Source organism: Sporosarcina thermotolerans (assembly GCF_042658975.1).
In the GTDB taxonomy this organism is placed as follows: Bacteria; Bacillota; Bacilli; order Bacillales_A; family Planococcaceae; genus Sporosarcina; species Sporosarcina thermotolerans.
Window position 1 is genome coordinate 280,528 of record NZ_JBHSRM010000014.1, and the last position, 18,452, is coordinate 298,979.

At 36.1% G+C, this 18,452-nt stretch carries 17 protein-coding genes, 1 tRNA gene and 1 pseudogene; 14 read left to right on the plus strand and 5 right to left on the minus strand.

Features of this window, described 5'->3' with window-relative positions:
• Positions 1–218 precede the first annotated feature (218 nt).
• Both ACFPZG_RS12935 and ACFPZG_RS12940 read left to right on the plus strand, forming a co-directional pair.
• Positions 219–857 (plus strand): Yip1 family protein, encoded by a 639-nt coding sequence (locus ACFPZG_RS12935; RefSeq protein WP_283732111.1) that lies wholly within the window; start codon positions 219–221, stop codon positions 855–857.
• 80 nt (positions 858–937) lie between these two features.
• Entirely contained in the window at positions 938–1,645 is a 708-nt protein-coding gene (locus ACFPZG_RS12940) for an MOSC domain-containing protein (protein WP_317940716.1), read from the plus strand.
• A gap of 33 nt (positions 1,646–1,678) precedes the next feature.
• Here ACFPZG_RS12940 and ACFPZG_RS12945 read toward each other — a convergent pair whose 3' ends face one another.
• Positions 1,679–1,852, minus strand: coding sequence for a hypothetical protein (locus ACFPZG_RS12945; protein ID WP_283732110.1), 174 nt, complete (start codon positions 1,850–1,852; stop codon positions 1,679–1,681).
• Between the two features lie 23 nt (positions 1,853–1,875).
• Positions 1,876–2,727 (minus strand): MBL fold metallo-hydrolase, encoded by an 852-nt coding sequence (locus tag ACFPZG_RS12950; protein ID WP_381427516.1) that lies wholly within the window; start codon positions 2,725–2,727, stop codon positions 1,876–1,878.
• Positions 2,728–2,858: 131 nt separating this feature from the next.
• On the opposite strand from ACFPZG_RS12950, the gene ACFPZG_RS12955 reads away from it, so the two are divergent.
• Positions 2,859–2,931, plus strand: a tRNA-Arg gene (locus tag ACFPZG_RS12955).
• Between the two features lie 392 nt (positions 2,932–3,323).
• On the opposite strand, the gene ACFPZG_RS12960 is transcribed toward ACFPZG_RS12955, so the two are convergent.
• Positions 3,324–4,220, minus strand: coding sequence for a LysR family transcriptional regulator (locus ACFPZG_RS12960; protein ID WP_317940715.1), 897 nt, complete (start codon positions 4,218–4,220; stop codon positions 3,324–3,326).
• Between the two features lie 109 nt (positions 4,221–4,329).
• Positions 4,330–4,443 (minus strand): lipocalin-like domain-containing protein, encoded by a 114-nt coding sequence (locus ACFPZG_RS12965; RefSeq protein ID WP_381427497.1) that lies wholly within the window; start codon positions 4,441–4,443, stop codon positions 4,330–4,332.
• Between the two features lie 52 nt (positions 4,444–4,495).
• Between ACFPZG_RS12965 and ACFPZG_RS12970 the strand changes: the two genes are divergently transcribed.
• The 8 genes from ACFPZG_RS12970 (at position 4,496) to ACFPZG_RS13005 (ending at position 15,757) form a co-directional block, all read left to right on the plus strand.
• On the plus strand, positions 4,496–5,809 hold the full coding sequence (locus ACFPZG_RS12970; RefSeq protein WP_283732107.1) for a GntP family permease: 1,314 nt from the start codon (positions 4,496–4,498) through the stop codon (positions 5,807–5,809).
• A 72-nt stretch (positions 5,810–5,881) separates the two neighbouring features.
• Complete coding sequence (locus ACFPZG_RS12975) at positions 5,882–6,637, plus strand: 3-hydroxybutyrate dehydrogenase (RefSeq protein WP_283732106.1); 756 nt, start codon at positions 5,882–5,884, stop codon at positions 6,635–6,637.
• 288 nt (positions 6,638–6,925) lie between these two features.
• Entirely contained in the window at positions 6,926–9,019 is a 2,094-nt protein-coding gene (locus tag ACFPZG_RS12980; protein ID WP_317940714.1) for a LuxR C-terminal-related transcriptional regulator, read from the plus strand.
• A 283-nt stretch (positions 9,020–9,302) separates the two neighbouring features.
• Positions 9,303–10,148: a putative bifunctional diguanylate cyclase/phosphodiesterase gene (locus ACFPZG_RS12985; protein ID WP_283732104.1), complete on the plus strand. Its 846-nt coding sequence runs from the start codon at positions 9,303–9,305 to the stop codon at positions 10,146–10,148.
• Positions 10,149–10,172: 24 nt separating this feature from the next.
• Entirely contained in the window at positions 10,173–12,206 is a 2,034-nt protein-coding gene (locus ACFPZG_RS12990) for a FapA family protein (RefSeq protein WP_283732103.1), read from the plus strand.
• Between the two features lie 99 nt (positions 12,207–12,305).
• Positions 12,306–14,312 carry a PAS domain S-box protein gene (locus ACFPZG_RS12995; protein WP_283732102.1) on the plus strand — a complete coding sequence of 669 codons (2,007 nt, stop codon included), beginning with the start codon at positions 12,306–12,308 and terminating at the stop codon, positions 14,310–14,312.
• Between the two features lie 164 nt (positions 14,313–14,476).
• A complete protein-coding gene (locus ACFPZG_RS13000) occupies positions 14,477–15,052 on the plus strand; it encodes a histidine phosphatase family protein (RefSeq protein ID WP_317940713.1) in 576 nt (191 codons plus the stop codon).
• A 234-nt stretch (positions 15,053–15,286) separates the two neighbouring features.
• Entirely contained in the window at positions 15,287–15,757 is a 471-nt protein-coding gene (locus ACFPZG_RS13005) for a CcdC protein domain-containing protein (protein ID WP_317940712.1), read from the plus strand.
• 175 nt (positions 15,758–15,932) lie between these two features.
• Here the strand turns inward: ACFPZG_RS13005 and ACFPZG_RS13010 are convergent, their stop codons facing one another.
• Positions 15,933–16,361, minus strand: coding sequence for a hypothetical protein (locus ACFPZG_RS13010; protein WP_283732099.1), 429 nt, complete (start codon positions 16,359–16,361; stop codon positions 15,933–15,935).
• Between the two features lie 171 nt (positions 16,362–16,532).
• Between ACFPZG_RS13010 and ACFPZG_RS13015 the strand changes: the two genes are divergently transcribed.
• The 3 genes and pseudogenes from ACFPZG_RS13015 (at position 16,533) to ACFPZG_RS13025 (ending at position 18,329) form a co-directional block, all read left to right on the plus strand.
• Entirely contained in the window at positions 16,533–17,000 is a 468-nt protein-coding gene (locus ACFPZG_RS13015; protein ID WP_317940711.1) for a hypothetical protein, read from the plus strand.
• Between the two features lie 131 nt (positions 17,001–17,131).
• A pseudogene (locus ACFPZG_RS13020) lies at positions 17,132–17,664 on the plus strand (ATP-binding protein).
• Positions 17,665–17,837: 173 nt separating this feature from the next.
• Positions 17,838–18,329: a hypothetical protein gene (locus ACFPZG_RS13025; protein WP_283732097.1), complete on the plus strand. Its 492-nt coding sequence runs from the start codon at positions 17,838–17,840 to the stop codon at positions 18,327–18,329.
• Positions 18,330–18,452: the final 123 nt, after the last annotated feature.

The window sequence follows — 18,452 nt, forward strand, 5'->3', positions numbered from 1 at the left end:
GCTCGTTTATTTCGTTATCCGCTCGTTTATCTTGATATCCGCTCGTTAATTTACAAAAGCGCTCGTTTATCCTGGAAACCGCTCGTTTATTTGTAAAAGCGCTCATTAATTCCGCGAACCGCTCATTTGCTAACACTCTCTAAAACTATTTGAAACTTTGTTAATATCTATACGTATCTTAGTTAGAGAAACGAAGTAAAAATAGAGAGAGGGGTATTATGCTGAATATTGAAGACGAAAAAAATGTAGAGCCGAAACTAAATCCGTGGACATCTGTTTGGCTTCATCCAAGAAAAACTGTGCAGTATGTTAGTGAATATAAGCCCGAGAGTTTTATTATTATGATTGCTGTCCTGGCTGGACTTGTTCATTTTCTTGATCAAGCAATGAGCAATGATCTTGGCGATATATGGAGCTTAGGTACAATCCTTTTAGTCTCGCTGATTGCAGGACCACTATTAGGAATCCTTGGTTTATATGTTGCATCTGGTTTATACCATATGATTTCAAGGATGTTCAGGGGATCTGGGACTTTTTCTCAAACGAAATCTGCCTATGCGGTTTCAGGAATCATCTTAGTATTAGGCGGACTAATATGGATTCCGGATCTAATCATTTTAGGGCAAGGCAATTTTATGAGTGACTATGACTTTACATTAGGACACTTTGCTTGGCTATTCATTTCATTGCTTGGCAATTTGACAATTGGGGGTTGGTCGTTAGTCGCTCTAATTGCTGCAATTTCAGAAGTTCATAGATTTTCTATAGGGAAGGCCATATTAGTTGTTGTATTGCCAATAATTATTTTGGTTGTTATAATCATAATAATTATCGCATTAACATTACCATTCTTTTAATAATACTTGCATTGCTTTTCATTGCAATGCAAGTTTTCTTATTATCTTCGCAAGGCATTATGGAGAGAAAGAGGGATTTTTTGGAGAAGATCATTAAAGAAATATTCGTTGGAAAGCCACAAACAGTCGGCGATAAAAATGCCGCAAATTATATGGATAAAGAATGGGAAAGTGCTATTTTTAAAAAACCTGTAACCGGGCGCGTTTGGGTTGGAAAAAATGGTTTGGATGGTGACGGCCAAGCAGACACAAAGAATCATGGTGGTCCAGAAAAAGCTATATTCGCTTATCCGAGTGAACATTATGGATATTTTCATGATGAATTTGACTTGACTGCAATGAAAGCAGGGGGAATGGGTGAGAACCTAACACTCGCGAACATGTTGGAAGACGAAGTTTGCATTGGCGATATTTATGAGATAGGTGAAGTCGTTATTCAAGTTTCGCAACCAAGACAACCTTGCTGGAAACCTGCGCGTAGATTTAGAAGAAAGGATCTTTCGTTACTTATTCAAGATTCGGGGAAGACCGGTTGGTATTTCCGCGTTCTTAAAGAAGGATACATCTCCGATGGGCAGAAGCCGAAATTAGTGGATCGACCGGCTCCTGAATGGACAATTGAAAATTGTAATCATGTGATGCATGTTGATAGGGAAAACAAAGAAAAAGCGGCAGCGCTTGCGGCTTGTGAATGGCTGGCAATCAGCTGGAAAAATACTTTGAATAAACGTGTCGGGGTAGGCGTGCAATCCAGTACAGATAAACGATTATATGGAGATGACGACTGAAAGGGCATCCAGCGAAATTCGCTGGACGCCCTTTCATAATGTCGGTTTATCTTTCTCGTTTTGTTTCTGCATTGTTTTCTTATAGACATTTAATACTGCATTCCTATATTCTCCAAGGGATGCAAATTCATGGGCGACTTCTTCGTACATTTCATTTCTTTTTGCGATTTGATTTCGTTTCGTAATTTCCTTTTCAACATGGTCCATATCATTTACCACCCTAACTTTCATTAATGTAGCTGATCATCTACAAATTTCCCGTATTCCGGTACTGCGATGGAATTAAAGTCGGAGACTAATTTTTCTAATCCATCCGCCAACCAATGTCCTTCTCCAGGCACACCATGCCCAGTAACTGCTATTTTGGGATTTAGTGCTTTTAATATATTTACGGATTGCTCTGAAGTTTCCCAGTCGGGGGTTAAGTATCGCGGGGGTCCGTTTACTTCCTTTTCCTGAGTGAATACTTTGTATAGCTCGTCTTGTTTTACCGTCACAAATGCATCACCAACAATCATTGCATGGTCTTCATTTCTGAACATCGAAATATGTCCTTCCGAGTGACCCGGTGTATGAATCCATTTCCAATCCGGCATAAACGGAATCGTATGATCATCCGATAGCGCATGCGCTTTTGTCCCGATGTCAATAGCTTCATTCGGGAACATGAACGACATTTTAGCTACCATTCCTCCCTCTACTGATGTGTCAGGTTTCGGATAGTTTTTTTGTCCAGTTATATATGGAAGTTCCAGTGAATGTGCATATACAGGGACATCCCAAACTTCCAATAGATCAATCAATGCACCGATATGGTCAAAATGGGCATGCGTTAAGATAATTGCCTTTGGTGGGTTGCCTTCTCCAAACCGTTTTTCTGCTTCCTTTTTAATCATCGAAGCAGATTTTGGCATTCCCGCATCAATGAGGACCCAATCATTTCCTTTGCCAGCTATACCGTAAAATACGACATTGACGATTTGAACCGTAAAGCAATATATATCAGGTGCCATTTCAAGTCCAATGCCGTTTGTAACGGATGTAAACGGTTGAAATCTTTCCGTTGATGAACTTCTTTCCATTTCCATTTTTGAATTCCTCCTGAGTGCATTCGCACTTAATATGGTTCTTTTACTAGTATCCATACCTGTTTCAAACATTTATATTGCCCTTTAAGGCCGATTTCTTTATAATAGAAAGGTACTTTATTTTTGTCTCAGTAGCTCAGGGGATAGAGCGGCAGCCTCCTAAGCTGTAGGTCGCAGGTTCGATTCCTGCCTGGGACGTAGAAGTTATAGAAGTGACCATAAACGTTGATACCAAAGCGTTTATGGTCATTATTTGTTTTTTGGTTATACTTTTTCCCAATTACCCTTTCATATGGTTTTGTTATTGTCATCGGAGCCACGCTTGCCGCAGCAACAGGAATCATCCGCTACAGGCCTGAACATGTTCATTCTTATTTATTCCGCATTTTTAGGGACCGTAATTTGAATATTGTTGGTCGAATATAATTCTGAATTGCCTCATGGAGAATATATCTTCGTGGGGCATTATTGTTGTTTCAAATTGTTGTTTCAATTGTTTAATTGGCTTTACACATGGTAGACGAATTTGACTGTTCTATAATAGAAATGTATATATATTTAAAGCTTTGTCTTTAAATAGCATGTCTTTATTACTGTGATTTTTGAAACAATTTTTCCTTTAGAAAACTGATCCATTTTTGTGTAGGAAGTGAAACGTAGCTGTCTTTTTTCCAGCCGATGCCTATTTCCCAAGTTACTTCAGGGTCAACAAGTGGTAATACATTAATCCCTTTATGTTTGACCATAATTATAGTTAGTGTACTTTGCGGTAGAATAGCAATCCCGAGATTAAATGACACAAGTTCTAAAATGAACTTCCATTGGGAAGTCGTGCAAATTATTTCAGGTTGAAAGCCCAACCTCTTGGCTTCCCACATGATCATTTGGTAAACAGAGAATTCCTCACGGAACATGATGTATTTTTCCTCTTTTAATTCATCCCACTTTATGCTCTCCTTATTTGCAAGTTGATGTCTTTCATGAACTAATAGTCGTAGGTCCCCTTTTAAGAAAGGGATGGTCTCAAATTCTTCGTTCGTGGGCAAACTCACTACAACTAAATCAAGTTCTCCCTGAAACAAGAATTCTTTTAAGTTGGCTGCACTATCTTCAACGAAGGTGATGTTAATTTCAGGATATAGTTGATAAAATTCCGTCATGATTTCCGTTAGGATTTCAGTTCCTACTGATGTAAATACCCCCATTTTTATTTGGCCTTTCACTCCACTTTTTATATCATTTAATTCCTCCTGGAAATGGAGCAAAGATCGGGACAAGTTCTCACTGTACTGATACAGAAGACGTCCAGTGTCAGTCAATTCAATTTTTCTTGTTGAACGGTTGAAAAGTTTTGAACCCAGTTCACTCTCAAGTTCTTTTACTACATTACTGATTGTGGGCTGGGAAACAAAAAGTTGCTTAGCTGCTTTTGAAAAACTGCCATGTTTAACGATTTGAGAAAAATAGTGAAGTTGTCTAAAGTCCATACGATCACCTCATTTATAAATTTGATTGATGAATGTTATTAAATATATCTATTTTTATTATAAAGTTTTTGGGTCTATACTGGGAATGCGCAAATAAATGTTGGTTTTTTTATGGGAATTCCACAAAACCCCAATAGTAGGCTGGTCGCCCTCGGCTTATCATCTGCGCTGACATATATCCATCTGGGTGATACATGATGAACCCAGTACAATCTTTCCCCATCGGATATGATTTTTAACAGCACAAAAATTAGTTAAAAAGGAGAAAACAGCATATGGGTACAATCGGTATACTAATTGCGATTGCTTTAATCGTCATTCTAGCTATGAAAGGTTTTAGCATCGTTTTCATAGCACCACTTGCTGCAATAGTTGTAATTGTTACAAATGGAATGGATTTCTTTCCTTCTTTAATAGGAAATGAAAGTTCATTTATGACAGGTTTATCTGGTTTTTTAATCAGTTTTTTTGGAGTGTTTTTATTAGGGGCAATTTTAGCACAGTATATTGAGAAAAGTGGAGCAGCACAAGCCATTGCACAAAAAGTATTATCCATAACAGGAACGAAAAAACCTTTTTCTGTATTGGTTGCAATCTTAATAATTAGTGCAATTTTAACATTCGGCGGAATTAGTTTGTTTGTCGTCTTGTTTGTTGTTATACCATTAGCGAAACCATTATTTAAAGAGTTGAATATCGCATGGAATTTAGTCGTTATTCCAATATTTATAGGTATTGGAACATTCACTATGACGATGTTGCCAGGCACACCATCCATTCAAAACGTTGTCCCAACGAATTACTTAGGGACGACACTAACGGCAGCACCGTTGATGGGGATTGTCGCATCACTAGTCGCAATCATTGTGGGAATTATGTATATGAGATATGCGATGAAAAAAAGCATTGCAGCTGGTAATACATTTGCCCCTTACGAAGATGCAAAAGAAGAGTCACTTGCTTTAAAAGAAAATATTCCCTCTTTCTTGGTAAGTATCTTACCAATTCTTGTACTAATCATCATTATTTTTGCTGGTAGTGCAATGAAAGTGGATAATATCGTATTAATCGGGCTAGGAGCGGGTATTCTTGCAGCGGCAATCTTGTTTCATCCGTTCATACCTTCACATAAAACAGCACTTAGTCTAGGAGCAAATGGTTCTATTACACCTATTTTCTTTACAGCAGCAGCAGTTGCTTTTGGTGTTGTTATTACAATGGCACCAGGGTTCAAATTAATTTCAGACTTCATTTTGGGGATTCCTGGAAACCCATTAATTAGTTTAACAATTGCTTCAGCCTCACTTGGAGCAATGACAGGGTCATCATCAGGTGGACTAGGTATAGCGATGGAAGCATTTGCACAGTCTTATTTGGATATGGGAGTGAATCCTGATGCGATGCACCGAATTTCGGCAATTGCATCGTCAGTATTGACTGGATTACCACATGCTGGAGCAGTTTTATCATTGTTCGCATTGGCGGGGTTGAATCATAAAAATTCCTTTAAGTATGCATTTATTAGTATGACATTGCCAATCTTTTTCGCACTAATCGTTGCATTAATAATGGGTATTACATTGTATTAACAAATACACTGGGGAGAAAGTTTTGAGTCTCTTCCCAGTGAATAAATAACTTAAAGATGGAGGATATTTATTATGAAAACAAATCGTACAGTATTAATCACAGGTGCTGCGCAAGGTATCGGTTATGCAATCGCAGAAGAATTTATTGCAAATGGTGACTTCGTTGCCATCTTCGACATAAATGAAGAAGCAGCTATCGCAGCAGCAGAAAAATTAGGCAATGCAAAAGGCTACAAAGTAAACGTAGCTGACGAAACTTCAGTTAAAACAGCAATCGATACAGTAATTGCTGAACGTGGATCTGTAGACATAGTTGTAAACAACGCTGGTCTACAGTTCATCTCGCAAACAGAAGATTTTCCAGTAGAAAAGTGGGATTTGTTAAACGATGTTATCTTAAAAGGTACATTCTTAATGACGAAACACTCATTAAAATCAATGCAAGCTCAAAATTTCGGTCGTATTATCAACATCGTATCTGCTCATGGTCGTATTCCTGATGCTTACAAATCAGCTTACTGTGCTGCAAAAGCAGGACAAACTGGTTTTACGAAAGTAGTCGCTTTAGAAAACGCGACAAACGGTATCACTTGTAACGCTATTGAGCCAGGTCCAGTTCGTACTGAACTAATTGAAAAACAAATTCCGATTTTAGCTGAAAAAGACGGTACTACTGAAGAAGAAGCAGTAGCCCATCATATCTTAGGAAAACAATGGATCAAGCGTTTACTTGAACCATCTGAAATCGGTAAAACTGCTGTGTTCTTAGCTTCAGAAGGTGCTGCTGCTATCACAGGTGAATCAATCCCTGTAACTGGTGGTATGTAATTTCATATGCGTTTTCAAAATTGTCTCCTATCGTAGGAGGCAATTTTTTTGCTGTTATTTTTACAGGTATTGATTTCACACGAGCCATCAAACAATATTTAATTTGTTCTCAAATTCCCGACTTTTTATTTGCGATAAAAATCAAAGTGGATTTAATTGTTCGTTGACGAATACAGGAAAACAGGTCTATATTAGATAAGATACTATTTAAATATAACCAACTATAAAATTGTCAAACTGATATAATTTTTTGTAAACAATAAATTGAGTATTCACGGGAGGGGTACTATGGATATGCAGACACAGTATAAATTGTTTCTGCAAAACCTACAAAATACGTTCGCTGATTTGACTGGTCTAACTATAATGATTGTTGATAAGCATGGGGAATTGCAGACGGATATTTCTTGGGAACATGAAGCGGCCAAAGAACGATTTAAAAGATATATTGTTCCAAAGGACCTTGTCAATTTCATTAGAAAGCTTGATAACGTCAAAGACACATTACTCTTGGATGCGGCATCTGGAATAAAAATTATCTTTACACCCGTTAAAACGAAAGAAAATCGGTCAATCTATTTCGTTATTGCCGGATATATCGACAAACCCCAGACGGATGAAATGATTGCTAATACGATTCGTGTAATGCCATGGGAAGAAAATCCGAAGGCATATGAGGAGTTATCGAACAAAATTGATCAAATCAAAACGATGACAGAAGCAATCGCGTCTTTTACAAAAATGCTGGATGAAAACAAGGCACGTAAAGACTTTTCAAATCTTATTTCCACTAATTTAAATTCCATAAATAATGGATCGGCATCGATTCAATCATTGTTAGACACGGGAATGTTTTTCGAAGAAATTGATTTTATGGGATTAGCCATTAAAACAGCGAAACATATGTTTACTATTGATACAGTTATTGGGGACCATAATCCGATGCTATTAGGGTATGAATTTGAAACTGGTGAGGGTTTAATGGGTTACTCTGCCGCGACCAAAGAAAATCTTTTTATAGAGAATATGTCCAGTGATGCAAGAAATCGAGTATTCGCCAAAAATAAAATGCATGTTTTTAGCCTATTCTGTTTTCCTTTATTCGATAAGAATGAAGTGATTGGCCTTCTATTTGGTGGGAGCATACGTGAGGTTATTACGAATAATGATTTTTTATACGATAAATTTACGATTTGCGCATCACTTATGAATAATTATTTACTAAAAACAAGGATGGAAAAGAATAATAAAGATTTACAAGTTGAATCTCAATTATTTGAGGATATTCTGAAGGTCCTACAGTCTGCAAAGGACATAAAAAAGTCTCTGTATCTTTTAATTGATCTTAGTATGAATTTCACAGACTTCGAATTTTCTTCTTTCGTTTATAAAACCAACTCCACTCCCAATCAAATTGAAATCTTGACAAGGGGGATGTCCGAAGAGGAGATCCGCGATTATTGTCATGAACTCGCAAAGAAACTGATGGACACCGACTTCCAGACACAAGCAGATGAATGGAGAATGAAAAAGACATCATGGAACGTTGATGTATTAGAATTTCCTTTTATTTTAGACGATGCTGTTCATGGTATTCTTTCAATTGGTTACAAATCAGCCAATAGTATAGAGAAGTATAATAGAATTTTATGGAATTTAGCACGCGCGTCGCGTATTATCCTTTTTAATAACCTAAATGATAATGGAACAAGCCAAAATAGTACTGAGCTCTTCATGAACTGGGTTGAAGAGATTTTATTACACTTTAGGCCTACACAATATAATCGCGCCCAACAAATTAAAATAACAACCTCCAAATTTTTTATGGAAATTGGTATAGAAGAAACTTCGGCTATCGATAAAATAGCTATACTCTCCGTTTGCGGCCGTGAACTTGTGACTAACGTTTTGAAAGATAAAGAACTGATTGAGCGAATGACGGAGTTCTATAATGTATTGGATAAAAAAAGTTCCGGAAGTCACCTGATTGAAGCAGTTGCCGCTGTTTGGACATACTATACGAATGATAAATCAATTGAATCCGTGAGGGATTTAGAGCTTATTCATTCTGAAATTAAGACAACATTTAGCTCGTTCATTAAACGACAAAAGCAGAGTGATCAAACGATTGAATTGACTGAGGACCTTACTGATGAACCTTCAGCACCTGTCAACCTTGGATTGTCGAAAAGGGAAGAAGAAGTTTTAGGTGAAATGATGAAAGGACTTAGTAATAAGGAAATTGGCGGCACCTTATTCATCAGTGAGCATACAGTGAAGAATCATGTTACAAATATTTTAAGTAAATTAGGAGTTGTCGACCGATCCCAGGCTATAGCAAAAATGTATCAAATGGGATTTGGTGGAATTAAAAATATATGATACCGAAAGTCAGGAGGGATTTATTACCTCTTGACTTTTTTATTAATAAAAAGTAATTATTTTATATTTTATGATGATTGTAGTAATAAATAATTCCCGATAGAATGTTTTGATAATTTGATTTAGTGGTATGAGTAAAGTCTTGATTAGTACTGCGTTCCTATGTCTAATGACCCCTTTAGGAGGATAATAGGAACTATGTGTGATTGTCGAAATTTGTATGATACCTGATAATAATAGTAAGAATAGTATTCTGAAATTAAAAAAGGACAGGTGTGTATAAATGAAAGATAATATTTCTGAAAAAACACACTGGCATTTAGTCGATACAACTAAGAGAAAAACAAAACTATACACTGATCTACCAAAGGCGATTGAGAGGGAAGAATTACGATTGCATTACCAGCCTAAGGTAGACCTCGTAACTAACAAGGTTATTGGAGTAGAAGCCCTTGTGCGGTGGGAACATCCGAAATTGGGTCTTATTTATCCTAATGATATCATTCCTATTGCTGAGGAGCTTGGTGAAATAACTTCGATTGGTAATTGGGTAATTCGTACTGCCTGCCAACAGAATAAGAAATGGCAGGAAAATGGATATACTCCAATAATTATGTCAGTAAATCTCTCGATGCAACAATTTACTAGTGATGAATTAGTTTCTACTGTGAAAGGGGTCTTAAACGATACCCTTCTTTCTGCGCATTATTTAGAACTTGAAATTACGGAAAGTATGACGGCGAACGTTCCTGCTACGATTAGTACACTCAAACGTTTAAAATCACTTGGGTTAAAGATCAGTGTCGATGATTTTGGAACTGGGTATAGTAATTTAGCCCATCTTAAGAATTTTCCCGTGGATGTATTAAAGATTGATCAATCATTCATTAAAGACCTGATTCAAAACCCAATTGACCAGGCTATTGTTAAAACAATTATTCACCTTGCATCTGATCTGAATTTGGAAGTGGTTGCCGAAGGAATTGAGACTTCGGAACATTATCAGTTCCTTAAAGAGCATAAATGCCTGATTGGACAAGGATATTTATTTAGCAAACCGGTGGATAGTCATACATTTATTGAAAAAGTTCACTATATTGAATCTGGAAAGTATAGGAGTTTAGGATAAAAAGTGTTATAGGGGTGTAGAAACATGCATTTTGTAATCACAAAAGGGAATAACATTGATGAAGCTATTCAATCAGGACTCGCTAAACTAAATAGTACTAAAAACAATGTTCATATAGAGGTTATACAACATAGAAAAAATAAATTGTTTATTTCCGAAAAGGCGGTTGTCAGATTGACAATGAAAGAAAAAAAGGGAGATTCAAACAATCCCGATTTTTTAAATGACCTTTTAAGTTTACAGGAGTTTCCACCTAAATTTAACGAAAAACCCGTTGATACAAAGGAAGGAAAAGCTTGGATTAAAGACGGTAAAATATACTGTAAACCGGTTGAAGGAAAACAGACTAAACTTACAATCCCACAAAATTTCACATTGCTTATTAATGGAAAAAAAGCAACAAATAGAACAGTTGTATTATCTGATGATGATGATTACGTGCTTGAGTCTGAAATCATAGTCCGAGAGACACAGTGGAAAGCTTCATTGTCCACCGATATGTTGGAAGCAAGGATAACTGTGAAACCGGGATATCGATTGACATATAAAGTTATAGATTCAGAACCTGCTCAGCATCTTGTTCCTATGGTTGTTGAAACTAAAGAAATTCAAAACACATTGGAAATCTCGGATATTATTCAGGAAATGGAATTGTTAGGTGTCAATATAGGATTAAACCACGATGAAATGGAAAAAGCGACACAAACAACCGAATCCCAACCTAAAATATTTGTGATTGCAAATGGAAGCCCGGCAAAGAACGGTGAAAATGGATGGCTAAAAACTCTCGTCAAAACTAAAATCGAAAAGGTTCTTAAAGTGAATGAGGATGGCCGTGTCAATTTTAGGGAAATAAAATCGATTCCAGTCGTAGAAATAGATGATGTCCTTGCGATCATCCACCCACCTACAAATGGAGAGGAAGGCTTTACAGTTCGAAATGAGCCAATCCCATGTGATAAAACTTTCCCAATAGTAACTCATTTAGGTAATGGGGTTGCCATAGAAGGGGATAAAATTATTGCAACGAAATGTGGAAGACCGTTAATAGAACAAACAGGGCAACTCGTTAGGGCTGCAATCATTCGGAAGTTAACCCATCAAGGAAACGTGGATTTGTCATCGGGCAATATAAGATTTAAAGGCGATGTGGAAGTGGTTGGTGAAGTAACAGACAATATGGTAGTCGAGGCTTTTGGTGATATTCTAATTCATAAAGCAATTAATAATGCAATCATCACAACGACCGGTAGTGTGATTACGAATAGCAACTGTAACTCTTCTACAATAACTGCTGCAGAAAATGATTTTTTTGAAGAAGACATTATTAACCAGGTCACTAACATCATTTCAACAACCGAACAAATAAAAGCGCTGCTTTCTATTGTCATGAACTCATCGGAATTTAAAAATAATCTCCACGGAAATAATATACAAGCCATTACGCATTCAATAATCCAAAGTAAGTTTGAGTACTTTCCTAACCAAATTTTAGAACTTAGTGCTTTGATCACGGACAGAGAAGATACCTTATTGAATGGTGAATGGTTAAAGATTTGCCTTTCGTTAGAACGTTGTTTTCTATCGTTAATCGTCGTTCCAGATTATCTTGAAACTCTCGAGGAATTGCTTAGTGACATGAAACAGAGCATTGAGGAAAGTATGAAGTCTATTTCCGAAGAGTCGTTTATTAAAATCCCGAAAGCGATGAATTGTAATATTTTCTGCAATGGTGATGTTTTTGTGACGGACCATGGCTGTATCAATACAAATATACAGTCCGGTGGACATGTACAGATAAATAACAAATTCAGAGGCGGTAAAATAGTGGCCGAGAAGGGTATTTCGGTCGGGGTGGCTGGATCACTTAATTCGTCATTAACTCTCCTTTCAGTATCTGAAGATCAAACCATCCGAATTAGAAGAGCGATGGAAGGTGTTGTATTGAAAATTGGTAAGTTCTCCTATCAATTTACAGAAACTGCTTTTAATGTGAAGGCATTTATGGATAAAAATGGCGAGTTAGTTGTTGAGTTCCAAAAAGGATTATTTAAATAGAATAGTTTTGTTAACAGAGCTGAAAACCCACTGGTTTTTAGCTTTTTAATACGGGTAAAAAGTATAGTTATAGAAAGCGATATAGGGAGAGGGATGGTAGTGGAAAATAGTTTGAAAAACGTTCCAAGCAATGTATATACGTCATTGATCGTTAATAACCAGGATCCTATTTTTATTTTAGATCACTTTGGAAATATAGTTTCAGCGAACTGGGCTATTATGAATGTGTTTGGCTACTCAACTTCAGAAATGAAAGGGAGAAACTATAGGGAAATCTTGCCGTCTATAGTAGAGTTAGAAAAGGATTGTAACGTGTTGGACGGTGCGTATTGCTCTTTTAAAATAGCCACCTGTGATAAATCGGGGCGCACGATTCATCTTGAAGTTAAGACGATTCCTATTGAAGAACATGGAAAATTAGTCAATGTGTTAATGATTACAAAAGATGTGACTGAACTTGTAGAAACAAAAGCTACTCTGCAAGAAACTTCAGAAAAACTACGAACGCTCTATTCTTCGATAGTCGATGCGATTGATGTGGTTGACCTAAATGGGAATATTATACAGGTCAATAAGGCATTCGAAGAGATGTTTGGCTGGAAGGCTGAAGAAGTTATAGGCAAACCGATGAGTGATTTTCTTGTAGAACGGCATGACATGATCCTGCATGAACAGGAAAGGTTATCGAATGATCATTTTATTAAAGGAATGGAACTAAATTGTTCAAAGAAGGATGGTACTTTAATTCCGGTCAGTATAACAATTTCATCTCTTTACGATGAAGAGGGCAATTTAGTAGGGTATTCTGGAATATCGCAGGATATTTCCGAGCGAGAGAGGATGGAAAAGAATCTCATTGAAAGTAAGAATAAATATAAGGAATTGCTAAATGCTTCTCCTGAACCGAGTTTTGTTTTAAGCGAAGGGATTATTCGCTATATTAATAAAGCTGCTGTAAAGACGTTTGGATATCATGAACCAACTGAGCTTCTTGGAATGCATGTATTGAATTTAATTCCTTTTGATTCTATGAAATTCATCGCGGATATGATTCAACGATCTGAATTGAAATTGCCGATTCCTGAACAAACCGTCGAACAGAAAATGTTGGGTAAAGATGGATCATCATTCATAACAGAATCGATTTTTTTAGGGATTGAATATGAAAATAAGCCGGCGGTACATGTGATTTTCAGGGATATTACGGAGAAAAAAGTTATCGAAGAAGCGTTAAGAAATAGCGAAGAGAAGTACCGTTTAATCACTGAACATATGACCGATTTGGTAACTGTTGTAAATGAAGAGGGAATAATCACCTATGCATCACATTCAACATATCCCGCTTTGGGATTTTCGCCAGAAGATTATTTAGGGAAACCAGTTTCATATAAAATTCATCCAGAAGACTATCCAATTGTTCAAAAGCAGGCAAGGGAATTATTCATCTCGAAACAGAATTGCGATTTGGAGTTTCGATATAGACATCGAACAAAGGAATGGATTTGGGTAGAATCAAAAGGCACATACTATGAAGAAAAAGGAAAAGGTTATCTTTTAATTGTCTCACGTGAAATTGAAGAAAGACGAAGTTTACGTGAAAAGTTGAAATCGATGGCTTTTCATGACGAGTTGACCGGATTGTCCAATCGTAGATTATTTCATGAGAAAATGAGCGAGGTATTGGAAGAGGCTAAACTGAACAATTCAAAATGTGCCTTATTATATATGGATATCGATAAGTTTAAATGGGTGAATGACCATCTTGGCCATTCCATTGGTGATGTGCTTCTGAAACAGTTTGCAAATAGGGTCAGCGGGGTTCTTCGAAAGGACGACATATTTGCCCGCCAAGGCGGGGATGAATTTCTTGTCCTTCTGCCTCATATTGAAAGCGATAAAAATGCAATCGCTACAGCTGAGCGAATAGTAACTTCTTTAAGGGAAAACTGGGAAATTGGCGAACATGAATTCAATACGACATCCAGTATCGGGATTGCTGTATTTCCGAAAGATGGAGATAGCATGGATGAATTATTAGCGAATGCAGATTCGGCTTTGTATGAGGCGAAAGAAAATGGCCGGAATAATTATAGGGTGTATTCATAAATAATAAGGGGTTCTGGGACACAATTCACATTTGAATGGGTGTCCTTTTTTGTTGTATCTCAATTTGACTATGAAATTTCGAAATAGATAGATATGTGTTAATATAAAATTAAAACATCATAGAATTATAAGGGTAGAAAGAAAACTATATAGGTGGTGATGGAATGGATTTGATAATGATTCGACACGGGCAAGGGGAGCATACATTGGATTTGCCCAGGAGCCTACAGCATAATGATCCGTCTTTAACTGCTTTAGGTATTGAACAAGCAAGAAAATTAAAAGCCCAATTTCCTTTAGTTGAAGATGATGTCATTTTCATTAGCCCAGTAAGTAGAACTTTGGAAACAGCAGCCATCTTTAGTGAAAATGTAAATTGTCGTAAGATTGTAAGCCCATTAATATCTCCACGAATGTTTCCGATTCTCCCTAACAAAAAGACATTACCCTGTGATAAAATCCTCACCTTAAAAAAAATCAAAAAAGACTATCCAACCTTTGAATTGGATCTGGAATCTTCGGCGGAATTGTGGAACGATGGTATAAATACCATGCTTGATCAAGTATTTGAAGAATTAGCACGGATTTTTATATTGAAATGTAGACATCTAAATAAAGAAAGGGTCTACGTCATTTCCCACGATGGTACGATTACTTCATATCGTCAATTAATTACCGGGCAAGTCCTATCACGAGAAGATTTCCCAAGCGAAACAGGTTGGTTTCAACTTAGCTGTTAATGTTTAACTAAAGAGGCAGTTTAGTTGAACATGATAAACAACTACAAACCCTGTTCATTGAATATTTAAATATGCGATCAAAAATCAAATCGAAGGAAAATTTAGCTGATGGTTGTGTGAAAGTAAAACTTCCTTTAAGTTCTATTAATTTCTATAAATTTGCCATTTATTCGAAATTGTCAATTTAGATGTTCGATTACAATTGAAGTATAAGAGATGGAGTGGACAATAAACATGCAATATGGAATGTACGCAATTTTACTTGTTATTTTTGGATTGATACTTTGGAGGCGAACAAGAGCTATGGTACGCCCAATTAAAGGTTCTGGCTTGCGAATTTTGCTGCCGCTGCTCTATATGTCACCTGCCTTTTCTGTGGTGATACAACCATCTGTTCACATGACTTCAATAGAAATTGTCGTTTCAGTGATATTTGGCACTATTTTATCTCTTCCATTGATTTATACAACTGGTTACGAGATTCGAGAGGATGGAAAAATATATGCGAAAAAGAGCATTGGTTTTGTGTTTGCTTTAATTTCAGTATTTGTTATCCGACGATTAGCTGATTACTTATTTCCAGGCATTGATGCTTTGACTTTAAATGCTTTATCTATTATTTCTCTGTTTGTGTATGTTGGGTTATGGAGAATCATAAGTTTTATGAAATTCAAAAAGGTATATAACTCACATGTAGCCATGTAAGTCTTCGGAGTAATAATTTCATTATTAATTACCACTTTTGCTGAATGTTGGTTAGATATCTAACGGGTGGCTTGAGGGCTCTATTTTCTTCTTGAACTAACGAGGCAGGTTAGTTCAATAATATAGTATGTGGGGTTATTTTTGTTCATTAAATTGAAATTAAACAACTATAAAACTACTCTTTCTTGACTGTATATCGAACTTGTTTAAAGATTACTATATCTCCACTTTCAGTATCATCTATAGTTTGCATAAGTTGAACTTTTGGCTTGTAGTCCGTCCTATGAGCATCTTTGATACCCATAATGTCAAGTTTGTAGGTTTCATCATTTTTTATTTTTTGTTCAAATACTTTTTTATTGGCAACAAAAATAAAGGTCACTTTATTTTCATCAATTCCCTCAGTGATAAATTCTAATTGATTATCTTTTGTTGTAATCGTCGGTGTTAATAATTCAATACTTCCGTTACCAGTTTCTTGTTTAGTAGCAATTTCATAAGCAACTCTATCACTTGAATCTAAAGAATTTTCTATTATACCTGAACATCCGTATAATGTGATACCAGCAAATAGAATAAAACTTAATCCAATCACCTTTTTCAAAAATACTCCTCCTTTTAGGAAGACTATAACATATTAATATAACAGTACAAAGAGATGGTTTGCAGTTCGTAACAGTTTACTTCAGATATTGAACTAGGCAGTTAATGAATACATATATAAATTGAAACTATTAACTTAACATGTATAAGCTAGTTAAAGGGAGGAAGGAACTTGAATAAGAAAAATATAATATTATTGGTTTTGTTATTATTTGGTCTTTCTGCCTGTTCAGTACGAGAAACCGTATCCTTAGAAAATCGGTTTAAAGAAATAATGGTTGAGCATAATAATGACTTTGATTCAGTTTGGCATTTTGAAGTTAAGGAAGATGTGGTAATTGTTTTTTACGAAAAAGATCAAAGTTTAAATATAGGCTTTATAAGAGATAAACAAGGTGATTGGGAATGGATAACTGGTACAGGTTCTATTGATCTTAAAGATGGCGGTTACATAGCAACAGCAGAAATGGGGCTTCCATTTTATATTACCGCTGTTGTTAATAATAATGATGATATTAAAGGGATATCAGTTCGTGGGGAATATGCAAAACTGGTACAAATTAGTCCACAGGATAAATTTTGGTTCGCTTTTACCAATAAACCAGCCAGTGGTATAGATATAGAAGAAATTAAATCATGAATTTTATAGTGTCTTTCATAAAGGTAATTACATTAACGGAGCAGGTTAGTTGAAGAAGGGAATTTTACTAAAGATGAGTTTTGTCTGTATAATCAAAATAATAGAAATGGATATTTTGGGAGGGGATTCCAATTAAAAATATACATATATTTGGTGCTGCCGGCTCAGGAACTTCGACACTCGGCACTGTGTTATCAGAGGAACTTTCTTATACTCATCTTGATACAGACGACTATTTTTGGATAACTAAGTTTACAGAACAAAGACCTTTACCTAAAAGAAGAGAAAAGCTAAAACATGATTTATCAATAAATCAAAACTGTGTTCTTTCGGGGGCAATATGTGGTTGGGGTGATGAATTTAAAAGCTATTTTGACTTCGTTATATTTTTGTGGATTCCCCAAAATGTAAGACTTGAGAGATTGCAACAAGGGAATTTCAAAGGTATGGGAATGAAATATTAGCTGGTGGTAGTAAACAAGACCAATCAAAGGCTTTTTTGGAGTGGGCTTCTTTATATGATGAAGCAGGAATGGAAGTTAGAAGTAAAATGTTACACGAACATTGGATGTCGGACTTGGTTTGCCCAATATTGAGAATAGAAGGAGACTATACGGTAAGAGAACGAGTGAATTTAGTTCACAATTATTTAAGTTCCAACTAAAAAAGTTATTAAACTAACGGGTGCATTCGTTTAACAAGTTAAGTCAACTTTTGGTTGGCTTTTTTTGTTGCACATTCGGACTACTATGTGTTTTTCATAACTCCATAAAAAAGTATGTATCATACATGAAGAGAATACTAATGATGTAAGACATTAGTATTTGGGGGGATAGCATGAAGGAAAAAAAGTGGACTATAAAGAAGGGGAGCGAAGGAAACGGCAAATTCGTATTAGGGAAGATTCCGGAGCGACTTCCACAAACAACATTTTTATCTCTTACGAGAGGGGAAGGACTGAATTTATTTCAGCTTTTTGTCAATCAAGTGTTAACATTGATGATCATGAATCAAATGAAGAAATCATCAGGGCTCATTTACGCAGAATTAAGCGGGGAACTGAAAAGGGGCAGAGGAAATGGGCAAACCATGACTGTTTGGGATGGAAAAGTGATGTCCCAATTCCGAAATAAGAGCGCACATGGATTTGCAATGAAATTCTTTGCATGGGTAGTCCACAGAAGAAATACAAAAACGTATTATCTAACATTTTCTGCAAATGGCAAAATACCATCCGCGACCGAGGCTACTAATATATTGAGAGAATGTGGAAAATTTTATGATGGGGGAAGGTTGGTAAGAAAAGCGACTCCCCCAAAAAAGGAATAATTATTAATTCATGAGTTGCTTAGGCAACTCTTTTTTCTTGTTGAACTAACGAAGCAGTTTAGTTGAAGAAGGAAACTGTTGAAAAAGGTGAAAAATGAAGGCAATATCTATTATGTGGGTATT

Coding starts and splice junctions, on each gene's coding strand:
- ACFPZG_RS12950 (WP_381427516.1), bottom strand. CDS start 2,727: ATGGAAAGAAGTTCATCAACGGAAAGATTTCAACCGTTTACATCCGTT.
- ACFPZG_RS12945 (WP_283732110.1), bottom strand. CDS start 1,852: ATGGACCATGTTGAAAAGGAAATTACGAAACGAAATCAAATCGCAAAA.
- ACFPZG_RS12980 (WP_317940714.1), top strand. CDS start 6,926: ATGGATATGCAGACACAGTATAAATTGTTTCTGCAAAACCTACAAAAT.
- ACFPZG_RS12960 (WP_317940715.1), bottom strand. CDS start 4,220: ATGGACTTTAGACAACTTCACTATTTTTCTCAAATCGTTAAACATGGC.
- ACFPZG_RS12965 (WP_381427497.1), bottom strand. CDS start 4,443: ATGGGGAAAGATTGTACTGGGTTCATCATGTATCACCCAGATGGATAT.
- ACFPZG_RS13025 (WP_283732097.1), top strand. CDS start 17,838: ATGAAGGAAAAAAAGTGGACTATAAAGAAGGGGAGCGAAGGAAACGGC.
- ACFPZG_RS12970 (WP_283732107.1), top strand. CDS start 4,496: ATGGGTACAATCGGTATACTAATTGCGATTGCTTTAATCGTCATTCTA.
- ACFPZG_RS12935 (WP_283732111.1), top strand. CDS start 219: ATGCTGAATATTGAAGACGAAAAAAATGTAGAGCCGAAACTAAATCCG.
- ACFPZG_RS12990 (WP_283732103.1), top strand. CDS start 10,173: ATGCATTTTGTAATCACAAAAGGGAATAACATTGATGAAGCTATTCAA.
- ACFPZG_RS12985 (WP_283732104.1), top strand. CDS start 9,303: ATGAAAGATAATATTTCTGAAAAAACACACTGGCATTTAGTCGATACA.
- ACFPZG_RS13005 (WP_317940712.1), top strand. CDS start 15,287: ATGCAATATGGAATGTACGCAATTTTACTTGTTATTTTTGGATTGATA.
- ACFPZG_RS13000 (WP_317940713.1), top strand. CDS start 14,477: ATGGATTTGATAATGATTCGACACGGGCAAGGGGAGCATACATTGGAT.
- ACFPZG_RS12975 (WP_283732106.1), top strand. CDS start 5,882: ATGAAAACAAATCGTACAGTATTAATCACAGGTGCTGCGCAAGGTATC.